The sequence below is a fragment of the Nocardia sp. NPDC046473 genome, assembly GCF_040645995.1.
Classification (GTDB): Bacteria; Actinomycetota; Actinomycetes; order Mycobacteriales; family Mycobacteriaceae; genus Nocardia.
The window spans coordinates 73,744-87,299 of sequence record NZ_JBEYZJ010000016.1; the positions used below are offsets into that span (position 1 = coordinate 73,744).

Annotated in this window: 14 protein-coding genes; 10 read left to right on the forward strand and 4 right to left on the reverse strand. The window is 67.1% G+C overall.

From position 1 onward, the window contains the following. Positions 1 to 453: 453 nt before the first annotated feature. The gene (locus tag ABZ942_RS42840) at positions 454 to 804 is read left to right on the forward strand and encodes an MmcQ/YjbR family DNA-binding protein (RefSeq protein WP_357392011.1); all 351 of its coding nucleotides are present in this window, start codon (positions 454 to 456) and stop codon (positions 802 to 804) included. A 5-nt stretch (positions 805 to 809) separates the two neighbouring features. Here the strand turns inward: ABZ942_RS42840 and ABZ942_RS42845 are convergent, their stop codons facing one another. Beyond that, positions 810 to 1,715, reverse strand: a complete 906-nt coding sequence (locus ABZ942_RS42845) for an RNA polymerase sigma factor SigF (RefSeq protein ID WP_357392012.1) — start codon at positions 1,713 to 1,715, stop codon at positions 810 to 812. Continuing rightward, positions 1,715 to 2,137 (reverse strand): anti-sigma factor, encoded by a 423-nt coding sequence (locus tag ABZ942_RS42850; RefSeq protein WP_357392013.1) that lies wholly within the window; start codon positions 2,135 to 2,137, stop codon positions 1,715 to 1,717. Before ABZ942_RS42850 ends, ABZ942_RS42845 begins: the two co-directional genes overlap by 1 nt. 96 nt (positions 2,138 to 2,233) lie before the next feature. On the opposite strand from ABZ942_RS42850, the gene rpe reads away from it, so the two are divergent. After that, positions 2,234 to 2,890 (forward strand): ribulose-phosphate 3-epimerase, encoded by a 657-nt coding sequence (gene rpe / locus ABZ942_RS42855; RefSeq protein ID WP_357392069.1) that lies wholly within the window; start codon positions 2,234 to 2,236, stop codon positions 2,888 to 2,890. Between the two features lie 13 nt (positions 2,891 to 2,903). Here the strand turns inward: rpe and ABZ942_RS42860 are convergent, their stop codons facing one another. Next, positions 2,904 to 3,374: a hypothetical protein gene (locus ABZ942_RS42860; protein WP_357392014.1), complete on the reverse strand. Its 471-nt coding sequence runs from the start codon at positions 3,372 to 3,374 to the stop codon at positions 2,904 to 2,906. 589 nt (positions 3,375 to 3,963) lie between these two features. Between ABZ942_RS42860 and ABZ942_RS42865 the strand changes: the two genes are divergently transcribed. The 5 genes from ABZ942_RS42865 (at position 3,964) to ABZ942_RS42885 (ending at position 7,657) form a co-directional block, all read left to right on the forward strand. Then, positions 3,964 to 4,587 carry a riboflavin synthase gene (locus ABZ942_RS42865; protein ID WP_357392015.1) on the forward strand — a complete coding sequence of 208 codons (624 nt, stop codon included), beginning with the start codon at positions 3,964 to 3,966 and terminating at the stop codon, positions 4,585 to 4,587. Between the two features lie 76 nt (positions 4,588 to 4,663). Further along, complete coding sequence (locus ABZ942_RS42870) at positions 4,664 to 5,908, forward strand: bifunctional 3,4-dihydroxy-2-butanone-4-phosphate synthase/GTP cyclohydrolase II (protein ID WP_357392016.1); 1,245 nt, start codon at positions 4,664 to 4,666, stop codon at positions 5,906 to 5,908. Positions 5,909 to 5,929: 21 nt separating this feature from the next. Then, the gene (gene ribH, locus ABZ942_RS42875; RefSeq protein ID WP_357392017.1) at positions 5,930 to 6,409 is read left to right on the forward strand and encodes a 6,7-dimethyl-8-ribityllumazine synthase; all 480 of its coding nucleotides are present in this window, start codon (positions 5,930 to 5,932) and stop codon (positions 6,407 to 6,409) included. A 127-nt stretch (positions 6,410 to 6,536) separates the two neighbouring features. Continuing rightward, complete coding sequence (locus tag ABZ942_RS42880; RefSeq protein ID WP_357392018.1) at positions 6,537 to 7,040, forward strand: PH domain-containing protein; 504 nt, start codon at positions 6,537 to 6,539, stop codon at positions 7,038 to 7,040. Between the two features lie 77 nt (positions 7,041 to 7,117). Beyond that, the gene (locus tag ABZ942_RS42885; RefSeq protein ID WP_357392019.1) at positions 7,118 to 7,657 is read left to right on the forward strand and encodes a GNAT family N-acetyltransferase; all 540 of its coding nucleotides are present in this window, start codon (positions 7,118 to 7,120) and stop codon (positions 7,655 to 7,657) included. Positions 7,658 to 7,665: 8 nt separating this feature from the next. Here ABZ942_RS42885 and ABZ942_RS42890 read toward each other — a convergent pair whose 3' ends face one another. Then, positions 7,666 to 9,630 carry a gamma-glutamyltransferase family protein gene (locus tag ABZ942_RS42890; RefSeq protein ID WP_357392020.1) on the reverse strand — a complete coding sequence of 655 codons (1,965 nt, stop codon included), beginning with the start codon at positions 9,628 to 9,630 and terminating at the stop codon, positions 7,666 to 7,668. A gap of 235 nt (positions 9,631 to 9,865) precedes the next feature. On the opposite strand from ABZ942_RS42890, the gene ABZ942_RS42895 reads away from it, so the two are divergent. The 3 genes from ABZ942_RS42895 to uvrC all read left to right on the forward strand — a co-directional run bounded on the left by ABZ942_RS42895 (position 9,866) and on the right by uvrC (position 13,277). Further along, a complete protein-coding gene (locus ABZ942_RS42895) occupies positions 9,866 to 10,555 on the forward strand; it encodes an HAD-IA family hydrolase (protein WP_357392021.1) in 690 nt (229 codons plus the stop codon). Positions 10,556 to 10,709: 154 nt separating this feature from the next. Further along, positions 10,710 to 11,141, forward strand: coding sequence for a hypothetical protein (locus ABZ942_RS42900; protein ID WP_357392022.1), 432 nt, complete (start codon positions 10,710 to 10,712; stop codon positions 11,139 to 11,141). Positions 11,142 to 11,270: 129 nt separating this feature from the next. Next, the gene (uvrC, locus tag ABZ942_RS42905) at positions 11,271 to 13,277 is read left to right on the forward strand and encodes an excinuclease ABC subunit UvrC (protein ID WP_357392023.1); all 2,007 of its coding nucleotides are present in this window, start codon (positions 11,271 to 11,273) and stop codon (positions 13,275 to 13,277) included. Positions 13,278 to 13,556 lie beyond the last annotated feature (279 nt).

Below are 13,556 nucleotides of genomic sequence, written 5' to 3' on the forward strand. Positions count from 1 at the left end.
GGTGCGCGGTGGTACGGGAGGTGCGCGGTGGTACGGGAGGTGCGCGGTGGTACGGGAGGTGCGCGGTGGTACGGGAGGTGCGCGGTGGTACGGGAGGTGCGCGGCGGTACGGGACGTGCGCGGCGGTACGAAACGTGCGCGGCGGCAAGGGACGTGCGCTCCGCGGGTGTTGGCCGACGTCCCGTCGGAGTCGGCTGCGAGGCAGCACTCCGTGTGGCGCACGTTTTCGTGGGGCGCGCGCGAATCAGTGAGCGATTTCGTGCGCAGCAGCATGGGAAGTACGCGGTCCTGTGAGTTGTGCACGGTGATGACGTGGTGGTCCCAGACCGAGGGGGAATTGGTGCTGTTGGCTTCTCGGCGGATGCCAGCATCAGTTCCCCGTGGCCAGTCGTCCGGTTCGTTGATTCCATTTGTCCAAGCCGGGGCGCGTGGTCATCGAGCAGACTGGCGGTCATGGCATTGACGTGGGAAGACGTGGTCACGCTTGCGGTCGGGCTGCCGGGGGTCGAGGAGTCGACGTGGTGGGGTAGTCCGGCTTTGAAGGTCGGTGGGAAGGGGGTCGGTCGATTGCGGGTCGAGGCCGAAGGGGGGTTGGCGCTGGTTTGCGATCCCGTCGAGAAGGAGGCGCTGTTGGCCTCCGGTGATCCGGCCTTCTACACGACACCGCATTACGACGGAACCGGGTTCATCCTCATCGATCTGGACCGCATCGACCGCGAACGGTTGCGCGAAATGCTCGATGACGCATGGTGGCTCACCGCTCCGCCGAAGGTGCGCGGGCAGCGTGAGTTCCAAACGTATTGAGCCCGTTACTCGCGGCTGGACTGTTCCCGCAGCCGTGCAAGGGTTTTCGCGAGGATGCGGGAGACGTGCATCTGCGAGATGCCCATCTGCTGGGCGATCTGGGTCTGCGTCATCGATTCGAAGAACCGCATGGTGAGGATCCGCCGCTCCCGCTCGGGCAGCCCGGCCAGCAGCGGGCGAATCGCGACGTACTCTTCGACGCGGTCGAATTGGGTCTCTTCCTCGCCGAGGGTGTCGAGCAGTGACGCGTCGGTGTCGCGGCCGAGGGTGGCGGCGTCGATGGAGCTGGGCTGGTAGGCGTTGCCCGCGATGACGGCTTGGGTCACCTCGTCCGGGTCGACGTCGAGCTCGGCGGCGATCTCCTTCGCGGTCGGCGATCGGCCGAGGCGCTGGGAGAGTGCGTCGATGGCCGCGCCGATGCGCAGATGGGTCTCCTTGACCCGGCGCGGCACCCGCATGGCCCAGGTGTTGTCGCGGAAGTAGCGGCGGACCTCGCCCATGATGGTGGGCACCGCGAAGGACAGGAAGTTGGAGCCGCGCTCGACGTCGAATCGGTCGACGGCGTGCACCAGCCCGACCCGCGCGACCTGGGTGAGATCGTCGAACGGCTCACCGCGCCCACTGAATTTGCGCGCGATGTGATCGGCCAGCGGGATGCAGCGGCTGATCAGTTCGGCGCGGATCGCGGTGTGCCGCGCGGTCCCCGGCTTGGCCGCGCCGAGCTGTTCGAACAGCAACCCGACGTCGTCGTAGCCGGCGACGGTCTTTACGGCTTCGAGGGTTTCGGTTTCCTCGGCGGCGTCCTCGGTGGTGACGGTCTCCGTGTCGTCGCCTGGGTTTTCCGCCTCGTCGGTGACGGTATCGGCGTTGTCGTCGCGATCGGAGTCGAACACGGTGTCCTCGTCCGCCACTACGCTTTCCCCCGGACCCGACGGAACTCGACCGTCGTCGGATATCCGGAAACCGTCGAATCGAACGAATCCTGTGTCGCCTGTACCTCATCGGTGAGCGTGCGCAGCACGTGCCAGCCGAAGCTGCGCTGATCCGGTAAGCCCGCCTTGGCAGCGATTCCACTGACGCGGACCAGCAATTCGGTCTCGCCGACGGTGAATCGACAGTTCAAGCTGGTGTCGGGTCCGGCGACAGCGATGAGCGTCGAGCAGACCTCGTCGACGGCCAGCCGAATGTCGGCCACCTCGTCCAGCGTGAAATCGCTTAGTAGGACCAGAGTTTCGGCGAGCCCACGAACGATGGGCAGCTGTGTGACCGATGCGGCCACCCGAATCTCCACCGGGGTGCTGTACAGCCCCTGTTCCGCCGAAATGTTGATCACCCTCATCAGGCTACCCACTCCCGCGCTGGGCAACCCCCACTACCGATAGACTGCGACGTTGTGTCCACCCCGACTTACGCGCGTCCGGCCGTCCCGATGATCGCCCCCTCCATCCTGTCCGCCGACTTCGCGCACCTCGCGGACGAGGCACGAGCGGTCGCCGGCGCCGACTGGCTACACGTCGATGTGATGGACGCGCACTTCGTGCCGAACCTGACGCTCGGGCTCCCGGTGGTCGAGAGCCTGCTGAAGGCGACCGACATCCCCCTCGACTGCCACCTGATGATCGACGACCCGGGCCGCTGGGCGCCGCCGTACGCCGAGGCGGGCGCGCACAATGTGACCTTCCACGCCGAGGCGACCGACGATCCGGTCGCGGTGGCCCGCGATATTCGCGCGGCGGGCGCCAAGGCCGGTCTCTCGGTGAAACCGAACACCCCGATCGAGCCGTACCTGGAGATTCTGCGTTCGTTCGACACGCTGCTGGTGATGAGCGTCGAGCCCGGTTTCGGCGGTCAGTCGTTCATCGCCGAGGTGCTGGACAAGGCGCGCACGGTGCGCAGGCTGGTCGACGCGGGCGAGCTGCGCCTGCTGGTGGAGATCGACGGTGGCATCAACACCGACACGATCGAGGCCGCCGCGGCGGCGGGCATCGACTGCTTCGTCGCCGGGTCCGCAGTGTACAACACGGCCGATCCCGGTGCCGCCGTCGAGAAGCTGCGCAGGCAGGCCGCCGCGTTACGCACGGTCTGATCCGCGAAAACGCTTACAGCGCGCGGACTTTGCGGGTGCCGATGGCGCGGGTCGCCTCGATCACCGTGTCGAGCGGCGGCCGGGTGGTCGCCGATTCGGGCGGGCGGATCCAGGTGCGATAGCCGGTGTGCTCGTCGTCCGGCGACGGCAGCACGACCTGGCTGCCGGTGCAGGCGACCGTGGCGTACATCCGGAACAGCTCGGCGGAGACCGCGGCGCTCAGGGTGTCCGGGCGGTACGGACCGGTCAGGAAGGTCCAGCGCTTGGCGCGCGGATGATCGACGATCGGTCCCGCGATGGCGGCCTGCTCGAGCCGTTGCCGCACCCGCTCGCCGAGATCGGCAGGCATGGTGATGGCGCCGTAATGGGCGCCGATATGCAGCAGAATGCGACGCGAGGTGGGATCGATCGAGGCGGGCAGGTGCAATTCGCGCCGGTACTGCACGCAGCGAACTTCCAGCGTCGAATCGAGAAAGGTGGTCACTGCGCGCCCCCAACTGTGTCGAACTTGATTTGACCCACTGTGGTTATCTGACTTCCTCGAGTGGTGGACAATCCCTGGGTCGAACTTCCTGGGTCTGCACCAGCGTCACCAGGTCGAACGGTTCCGCATCGAACTGCTCGAATCGGAAGTTGAACGGTAGGAATCAGCTACATAACAATATTGCTGCTATTTCTGTCACGGCGCAAGCGAACGTTAAAAGTGTGTTGCAAGTGGGTATGCCCAAGATTCGCGGGTTTGCTAGAGGTCTGCAAAACGCAACTTTGCGGTATCAATAATGCGACCAAACAATTATCGCCGACATGAATTGTGCGTTATATCCGCATGTGCAAACGTAATTCTGCCTTAATTCGTTATTGGCCGTTTGGTCAGGCGGGTGTGGCCCGGCAGGCGGTTTGATTCCCTTGGCGGTTGCCGGGATGAGGTCCGATGGTGTCCCCGACGCGGAACCGTGCTGTCGGCTACGACGAGCCGTCGTTAAGCTGGGGGCCAGCGGCATCGACCGGCGGGAATACCCGCCGCGGCCGGGCTGTTCCGCAACCGGGGACAACGACGCGACAGGGAGTCAGGCATGTTCACAGGCATCGTCGAGGAACTGGGCGAGATCGTCGCCGCCGAGCGGCTGGCCGACGCCGCCCGGCTGACGATCCGGGGTGGACTGGTGACCTCCGATGCCGGACATGGTGATTCGATCGCGGTGAACGGCGTGTGCCTGACCGTCGTCGAGGTGATCGGCGGCGATTCGTTCACCGTCGACGTGATGCAGGAGACGCTGAACCGATCCAGCATCGGCAAGCTGGACACCGGATCGAAGGTCAACCTGGAACGCGCCGCCGCGCTGAACAGCCGTCTCGGCGGACACCTCGTGCAGGGCCACGTCGACGGCACCGGCACCGTGCTCTCGCGCACCCCCTCGGAGAACTGGGAGGTCGTGCGCATCTCGCTGCCCGACGCGATCGCCCGCTACGTGGTGGAGAAGGGCTCGATCACCGTCGACGGCATCTCGCTCACCGTCTCGGGTCTCGGCGCCGCCGACGAGCCCGCCGAAGCCGACAGCAAGGACTGGTTCGAGGTCTCGCTCATCCCCACCACGCTCGCCATGACCAACCTGGGCTTTGCCACGGTCGGGACCACGGTCAATCTGGAGGTGGACGTCATCGCCAAGTACGTCGAACGACTGCAGCAGCGCGGGTGAACGGCCGGGCGGTCAACATCCGCGAGTCAGGCCGTAGTGTAGGGGCGGACCTATTTCGAGATGGAGCACAACAGACGTGACCAGGTTCGACACCATCGAGCGCGCAGTCGCCGACATCGCCGCCGGTAAGGCGGTTGTCGTCGTCGACGACGAGGACCGCGAGAACGAGGGCGACCTCATCTTCGCGGCCGAGAAGGCCACCCCCGAGCTGGTGGCCTTCATGATTCGCTACACCTCCGGTTATATCTGCGTGCCGCTGACGGGTGACGACTGCGACCGGCTCGGCCTGCCGCCGATGTACGCGATGAACCAGGACAAGCACGGCACCGCCTACACCGTGTCGGTCGACGCCCGCGAGGGTGTCACCACGGGTATCTCGGGTGCCGACCGTGCCACCACCATGCGGCTGCTCGCCTCCGACGAGGCGAAGGCCGACGACTTCACCCGGCCCGGCCACGTGGTCCCACTGCGCGCGAAGGACGGCGGCGTGCTGCGCCGCCCCGGCCACACCGAGGCCGCGGTCGACCTGTCCCGGATGGCCGGGCTGCGGCCGGCGGGCGTGATCTGCGAGATCGTCAGCCAGAAGGACGAGGGCCACATGGCCCGCACCGAGGAACTGCGCGTCTTCGCCGACGAGCACAACCTCGCGATGATCTCCATCGCCGACATGATCGCCTGGCGGCGCAGGCACGAGAAGCACGTCATCCGGGTCGCCGAGGCGCGGATCCCCACGGCGCACGGCGAATTCATGGCCGTCGGTTATCAGAGCATCTACGACGAGGTCGAGCATGTCGCGCTGGTGCGCGGCGATATCACCGACGGCGACGATGTACTGGTCCGGGTGCATTCGGAGTGCCTCACCGGTGACGTGTTCGGCTCGCTGCGCTGCGACTGCGGTCCGCAGCTGGACGCCGCGCTGGAAATGGTGGCCGAGGAAGGCCGCGGCGTGGTGCTCTACATGCGCGGGCACGAGGGCCGCGGCATCGGGCTGATGCACAAGCTGCAGGCCTACCAGCTGCAGGACTCCGGCCACGACACGGTCGACGCGAACCTGGAGCTCGGGCTACCCGCCGACGCGCGGGACTACGGCACCGGCGCGCAGATCCTGGTCGATCTCGGGATTCGCACGATGCGGCTGCTCACCAACAATCCGGCCAAGCGCGTCGGCCTGGACGGCTACGGGCTGACCATCACCGACCGGGTGCCGATGCCGTTGCGCGCCAACGCCGAAAACCTGCGATACCTGCGGACCAAGCGCGACCGGATGGGCCACGACCTGATCGGGCTCGACGACATCGATCTGGGCGAGACCGCCCGCTAATTCACGGAGAGGCAGACATCGATGAGCGGTACCGGCGTACCGACTTTCGCGCTCGCGGATGCCAAGGACCTGAAACTCGGTATCGTCGCGTCGCGCTGGCACACCACGATCTGCGACACCCTGGTGGCGAACGCCGAGCAGGTGGCCAAGGACGCCGGCGTCGTGCACGTCACGGTGGTGCGGTGCGCTGGCGCGATGGAGCTGCCGGTGGTGGCGCAGGAGCTGGCTCGCTCGCACGACGCGGTGGTCGCGCTCGGCGTGGTGATCCGTGGTGGCACACCGCATTTCGAGTATGTCTGTGATGCGGTGACCGCGGGGCTCACCCGAGTCTCGTTGGATGCGGGAACGCCCGTGGCGAACGGGGTGCTCACCACGAACGACGAGGAGCAGGCGCTGGACCGTGCCGGGCTTCCTGGTTCCGCGGAGAACAAGGGCGAGCAGGCGTGTGCCGCGGCGCTCGATGCCGCGCTCACGTTGCGCTCGCTGCGGCAGTCCGCGTAGTGGGCGTGATCGAGCAGAGTCTGTCAGTGGGCATGGCTGAGCAAGGTCCGTTCTTTCGTGTGTTGTGGGGCCCGGTTGTGCCTTATGTCGCGTTGTCAGGCGGACGCGTGCGGGGGGCGGGTATCTGATGCCGGTCGTACGGATCTTCCGGCGAAACGCCGAACCCGTTGTGGGACAGGGTGATCTGCCCGAGTGGGAGCTCGAGGTACGGCCGCGCCGGGCGGTGCGCACTGCCCGGATCGTCGCCGCCGTGATCGCCATCGCCTTCCTGGCCGGTGGCATTTGGTTGCGGACCGGGTCCACCGGCGTCAACTTCCGCGTGGCCGACCAGCTCGCGATGATCGGCATCGGCCTGCTCATCGCCGCCGCCGTCCTGCTGCTCACTCGCCCGCGCGTCCGTGTCGGCGCCAGCGGCGTCTCGGTCCGAAACGTCCTGGGCGACAGCGACTTCCCCTGGAACACCGTGCGGGGCGTCACCTTCCCCGACAAAAAAGCGTGGGCGCGCCTGGAACTCGTCAACGACGACTACGTCCCGATGCTCGCCATCCGCTCCAACGACAAGGAACACGCCGCGCAGGCGATGGACAAGCTCCGCGAGCTCGGCGCGAAGTACACCGCCGACCAGGAGTGACCTGCGGACTCCGACACGGGTCGCGTGTCGGCGGTTCATGCCGGGGTATGGGCTGGGTGGCCCGTTAACCTGCACTTATGCAGACCGGTGCGTTCGTCCTTGCGGCGGCCTTCGCCGAGGATCCGCTGATGACCTATCTCTGGCCGCGGCCGGCGATGCGGGAGCACGCGTTGCCGGGCTTCTGGGATTCGCGCATCGCGTCGCGGGCCGAGACCGGCATGGTCGACTCCGCATGTGACTACGACGGGAACATCGTCAGCGTCGCGCTGTGGGAACCCGCCGGGATCGTCTCCTCGATCGCCAAGCCGTTCAGCCTGTTACGAGCGCTGAAAGGTCACCTACCGCGAGCGCTCGCGGCGTCGCGCCAAATGGAAGACGCCCGCCCCGACGTGCCACACCTATACCTCGCCGCAGTCGGCACCCGCCCGGATTCCCAACGCCAGGGTTTCGCCTCGTCCTTGCTTGAACAACGCCTCGCCAGCTCCGTCGAACCCTGCTTTGTGGTCTGCAATTCCCGCACGACCCTGCCGTTCTACGAACGCTTCGGCTTCGTCCAACAGGGCGAACTGACCATCGACCACGGCCCCGTCGTCTACCCGATGCTCCTGTCCCGCTGACCCGAGCCTCAGCGGTCGTCGCCGAGGACCGCGCCCTCGCGGCGGGGGTCGGCGCCGCCGACCCAGCCCTGGCCGTCGTGTTGGAGTGCGCTCAGGCCGCTGGATTGCGGGGCTATCGAGACCTTGTGGCCTAGTTCGCGGAGGCGGGTGACCAACGGGTCGTTGTTGCCGTTGTCGGCGGTGATGATGCTCGGGTGTTCGCCGCCGAGGCCGGTTTCCGGGGCGTTGCCCGCGCCGAAGGAGAGGGAGGAGACGGCTTGTTGCGGGTCGAGCCCCCAATCGAGCATGCCGATCAAGGTTTTCACGACGAACTGGATGATCACCGAGCCGCCGGGGGAGCCGGTGACGTAGCTGAGGGGGCCGCGGGTGCCGTCGGGGGCCTTGTCGAAGACCAGGGTGGGGGCCATCGAGCTGCGTGGGCGCTTGTTGGGCTGGACGCGGTTGGCCACGGGGACGCCGTCGGTGCCGACCGGGTCGGCGGAGAAGTCGGTGAGCTGGTTGTTCAGCACGAAGCCGTCGACGATGTGGAACGAGCCGAACGCGGATTCCACCGTGGTGGTCATTGCGGCGGCGTTGCCGTACTTGTCCACCACGGAGATGTGGCTGGTGCCGTGTTCGGGCGGCTGCGGGCCGACGCCGAGCGGAACGGGACCGAAGTCGCCGGGCTGGGCGGTGCCCATGCTGTGGCCGCGGTCGATCAGCGCGGCGCGCTGCTTCAGATAGTCCTTGTTCAGCAGGGTCTGTGGTGAATTGCCGGGCAGCGGAATGAAATCGGTGTCGGCCACGTACTTGTTGCGGTCGGCGTAGGCGAGGCGCTCGGCCTCCGAGATGAGGTGCACCGCGTCGGCCTTCGGCTTGCCGCCGTTGCGGGCGTCGACACCGGATCCGAGGTTGTCCGGCGGCAGGGGGGCGAGGTCGAAGTTCTCCAGGATGCCGAGGGTCGAGGCGACGGTGATGCCGCCGGACGACGGGCTCGGCATGCCGCAGATTTCGTGCGTGCGGTAGCTGGTGCAGAGCGCGGTGCGCTTCTTCGCCTGGTAGTTCGCCAGGTCGGCGGTTGTGATCAGGCTGGGGGTGCGGCCGCCGGAGGTGGTGGTGGCTGCGTCGACGATGTCCTTCGCGATCGCACCGGTGTAGAAAGCCTGCGCACCGTCGGAGGCGATGGCGCTCAACGTCTTCGCCATCGCAGGGTTGGTCAGCGTTGTGTCGGCGGCCTTGGCGGTGCCGTCAGGATTCAGGAAGTATGCCTTCGCGGCATCATCCAGGGCGAGATCCTTGGCCGAATCCGCGATCTGCTGGGTGAAGCGGGCGCTGATCGGGAAGCCGTGATCGGCGAGCTGGATGGCGGGATCGAACAGTTCGCGCCAGCCGGTCTTGCCGTGATCGCGGTGCGCCATCTCCAGCATCCGCAAAACGCCGGGCACGCCGATGGATCGACCGCTGGCTCGCGCGTTCGGCTTCGGCTGGCTCCGGTCGACGTCATCGACCCAGCGCAGGTAGTTCTCGGTGGCCGCGGCGGGCGCGACCTCACGTCCGTCGTAGGCGTCGACGGTTTTGCTGGCCGCGTCGTAATACATCATGAACGAGCCGCCGCCGAGGCCCGAGGCCTGCGGTTCCACCAGCCCGAGCACCGCCTGCGCGGCGATCAGCGCATCCGCGGCGGTGCCGCCGTCCCGCAGGACGGCGCACGCGGCCTTCGTCGACACCGGGTTCGCCGTCGCCACCGCGAACGTCTTCGTGTGCACCGGCGTCATCCCCGACCGGTATCCGGTGGCGATCTCCGGATTGGTGCTGATGTCCGGCGTCTTACCGCCCGTGGCACCGGCCGGCGTCGCGGCCACCGGCGTTCCGTTCGGCACCGTGTCGCAGACACCGGCCGCCTTGCCCTCGTCGGACGAACAAGCCGTTACCGTCCCGAGGGCGAGCAGCAACGCCGCCGCCACACCCGTCCACGTTCCTCGCGCGCGCCTCATGGGGGGACTCTAACGCTCGGCACTGACACCGCGGGAGAGTTTGTCGTACCAACGGTCCGTCGATCGACGTCGGGAGAATTCGTCGCAGCAACTGGTGCCGAAGTTTCCCATCTGTCGGGATGAACTCGATTGCGCGCTACCACTTGTCGTCCGGAACCGGCCGGTCTGTCGCTACCTGCAGGGCCGTGGCCTGCGACGACGTCGCGCACCGCGAATCGATCGGTAGGCTGGCCGCGTGACCATAGAGGCGGTGCTATTCGACTATTCCGGGACCTTGTTTCGACTCGAGGACGACGATTCGTGGGTGGACCATATGGTCGGCGCCGACGGCCGGGCCTTCGACGTGCACGAGAAGACCGAGATCCTGCGCAGAATGACGGCGCCGGTCGAGCAACTGGTCCAGTTCGGCACCGACGGCCAGTACGCCTGGGACAACCGCGATCTGGATCCGAAGCTGCATCGGCAGGCCTATACGGAGGTCCTGCGCAAATCGGGCGTACCCACCGATGACCAAGCGGCCGTCCTCTACGAGCGACTGATCAATCCCTTGACCTGGACGCCCTACCCCGACGTCGAAGGGGTCCTCGCTCTGCTTGCGGCCCAAGGCATTCAGGTTGCGGTGGTCAGCAACATCGCCTTCGACATCCGCCCCGCCTTCACCACCCGGAACTGGGACCGCTACATCGACGCCTTCGCCCTCTCCTTCGAGATCGGCGCGGTGAAACCCGACCCGCGCATCTTCGCCTCGACCCTCGACAAACTCGGCGTCGAACCCGAGGCGACCCTGATGATCGGCGACAGCGCCGAGGCAGACGGCGGCGCGACCGCCATCGGTTGTCGATTCGCCCTGGTAAACGCGGTGCCGACCCAGGAGCGCCCGTCCGCCCTGCGCGATGCCCTACGCAGTCACGGACTTTCGCTCTAGCAATGCTCACCCGGACCCGGGCCGATCACGGCCGGATCATTTTTGGGTCACGGTAATTCCGCCCGAGTTGTCCGACTCTCCCCGGTGATCTACCGTTCTGCCCGCGCGCCCGTTGACTCGGGCCGAGAGTGTGGATCGGAAGTGGGGGAGCGCCGTGGGCGCGGAGTTTTCGGACGATGATCTGGCCGTCGCCGAGCGATTATGGGCCCTGAGCGTGATGCCCGAGCCCGCGCGGGAAGCCAGGGAAGCCGCCTTCGGTCTGGCCGGATTCGGCCTCGCCTACGCGGTGCTGATGGGCCTGACGCTCGGGGCCGAAGCCGCAGGTGGCGCGGCGATTCAGTTCCTGTTCAGCTGGTTGCTCGCCCTGGTCGTGTGGGGTTTCACCCGCGGCGCGAGCGGCGTGCGGGTGCTGGCGATCATCTTGGCGGTCGCGCAGGCCGTGGTCGGCTGGCGAACCCATCCCATCGACGTGCCGTTCGAGCAGTGGATCGTGGCTGTGTGCTATTCGCTCGGCGCCTCGACGGCCGTCGTCTACCAACTGACCCGCGCCGACGCCAAGGCCTGGTTCGACATCGACGAATCGTGAGTCGCGCGCGCAACTGAAACGGTCATGTCGCGCAGGATGTTTCGGCGGATCACCGCGCGACCGTCCGGACCGGCACGCGGAACCCGGCGCTGTGCCGGACCTGTCGGACGTCCTCGATAGGCTTGATGGGTGGCAGATCCAGCGACGTACCGGCCCAAGCCGGGCACGATTCCCGTCGAACCCGGGGTGTACAAGTTTCGGGACGCACATCGGCAGGTCATCTACGTCGGCAAGGCAAAAAGCCTGCGCAGCAGGCTGAACTCGTACTTCGCCGACGTGGCTTCGCTGCATCCGCGCACCCGGCAGATGGTCACCACGGCGGCGAGCGTCGAGTGGACGGTCGTCTCCACCGAGGTGGAGGCGCTGCAGCTCGAATACAACTGGATCAAGGAATTCGACCCGCGATTCAATGTGCGGTACCGCGACGACAAGTCGTATCCGGTGCTCGCGGTGACGTTGAACGAGGAGTTCCCGCGCCTGTTCGTCTACCGCGGCGCGCGCAAGAAAGGCGTGCGCTACTTCGGCCCCTACGCGCACGCCTGGGCGATCAGGGAGACCCTGGACCTGCTGCTGCGCGTGTTCCCCGCGCGCACCTGCTCCAACGGAGTGTTCAAGCGGCACAACCAGATCGGCCGCCCCTGCCTGCTCGGCTACATCGACAAGTGCTCGGCGCCGTGCATCGGCCGGGTCAGCGCCGCCGAGCACCGCCAGATCGTGGAGGACTTCTGCGACTTCCTGGCCGGCCGCACCGACCGCATGGTGCGCCAGCTCGAGCGCCGGATGCAGGAGGCCGCCGAGGACCTGGACTTCGAGAACGCCGCGCGCTTGCGCGACGACGTGCAGGCGCTGCGCCGCGCGCTGGAGAAGCAGGCCGTCGTGCTCGGCACCGGCACCGACGCGGATGTGATCGCCTTCGCCACCGACGAGTTGGAGGCGGCGGTGCAGATCTTCCACGTCCGTGACGGCCGGGTGCGCGGCCAGCGCGGCTGGGTGGTCGACAAATCCGGCGACGCCATCGACGCGCCGGAGGCGGGCAGCGAGCTGGCGGTGCTGGTCGAGCAGTTCCTCACCCAGTTCTACGGCGAACAGGTCGCGGTGGCCGAACTCGGCGAGGCCGAGCAGCCCGCCACCGTGGTGCCGCGCGAGGTGCTCGTCCCCGAGCTCCCCGCCGACGCCGACCAGCTCCAGGAGTGGCTGTCGAACCTGCGCGGCTCGGCCGTGCACCTGCGGGTGCCGCAGCGCGGCGACAAGAAGGCCCTCGCCGAGACCGTGCAGCGCAACGCGATGGAGGCGCTGCAGCAGCACAAGCTCAAGCGCGCGGGCGACCTGACCTCGAGATCGGCTGCGCTCCAAGCCATTCAAGACGCACTCGAACTCGATAGCGCTCCGCTGCGGATCGAATGTGTGGACATCAGCCATGTGCAGGGCACCGACGTCGTCGCCTCGCTGGTGGTGTTCGAGGACGGCCTGGCCCGCAAATCCGAGTACCGGCACTACACCATCAAGGAGGCTGCGGGCGACGGCCGTTCCGACGACGTCGGCAGCATCAGGGAGGTGACCAGGCGGCGCTTCTACAAGCTGCAAAAGGAGCGCGACCTGATGGCCGGCGAAGACCTCGAGGCCGAAAACGCTGACGACACAACGGAACTCCTCTCCCGCCCCGGCATCGATCCGGACACCGGTCGTCCGCGCAAGTTCGCCTACCCGCCCAACCTCTATGTCGTGGACGGCGGCGCACCCCAGGTCGCGGCCGCCGCCGAGGTGCTCGATGAACTCGGCATCACCGATGTGGCGGTGATCGGCCTGGCCAAACGCCTCGAGGAGGTGTGGGTGCCCGGCGAGAGCGACCCGGTGATCATGCCGCGCAACAGCGAGGCTCTGTTCCTGCTGCAACGGGTCCGCGACGAGGCGCACCGATTCGCGATCACCTTCCACCGCAGCAAACGCTCGCGCCGGATGACCGCGTCCGCGTTGGACTCGGTGCCTGGGCTGGGGGCGGCGCGCCGAACCGCGCTGGTAACCCATTTCGGTTCCGTCGCCAAACTGAAGCAGGCCACGGTGGAGGAGATCACCGAGGTCCCCGGCATCGGGCTGGCCACCGCGAAAGCGGTACTCGCTGCGTTGCAAGGAGGCTGAGAAACTTCGGAATCATCGGCTTCCCTGCCATCCACCTATATCCTCGGTACCGTTCCATCACAGGTTTGTGAGTGAGCGTCAGCGAGCCAGGAATCAGCGTCCACGTGCACCACAGAAGGTAATTGCGCATGTCTGCGCCCGATACCGGGGCCAGTGCGGGATGATTCGAGAGGTACCCAGAGAGCGAGCGGAGCGAGTGAACCGACGACACAGCGTGCCACGGCACACGGCGGAGCCGAGCGCCAGCGAGGTGCAGTCGTGTGACGGATCCGGTAGGAC

What these genes read in the sequence shown, in the direction of transcription:
- ABZ942_RS42865 (WP_357392015.1), top strand. Translation starts at nt 3,964, where the DNA reads ATGTTCACAGGCATCGTCGAGGAACTGGGCGAGATCGTCGCCGCCGAG.
- ABZ942_RS42840 (WP_357392011.1), top strand. Translation starts at nt 454, where the DNA reads ATGGCATTGACGTGGGAAGACGTGGTCACGCTTGCGGTCGGGCTGCCG.
- rpe (WP_357392069.1), top strand. Translation starts at nt 2,234, where the DNA reads ATGATCGCCCCCTCCATCCTGTCCGCCGACTTCGCGCACCTCGCGGAC.
- ABZ942_RS42885 (WP_357392019.1), top strand. Translation starts at nt 7,118, where the DNA reads ATGCAGACCGGTGCGTTCGTCCTTGCGGCGGCCTTCGCCGAGGATCCG.
- ABZ942_RS42890 (WP_357392020.1), bottom strand. Translation starts at nt 9,630, where the DNA reads ATGAGGCGCGCGCGAGGAACGTGGACGGGTGTGGCGGCGGCGTTGCTG.
- ribH (WP_357392017.1), top strand. Translation starts at nt 5,930, where the DNA reads ATGAGCGGTACCGGCGTACCGACTTTCGCGCTCGCGGATGCCAAGGAC.
- ABZ942_RS42880 (WP_357392018.1), top strand. Translation starts at nt 6,537, where the DNA reads ATGCCGGTCGTACGGATCTTCCGGCGAAACGCCGAACCCGTTGTGGGA.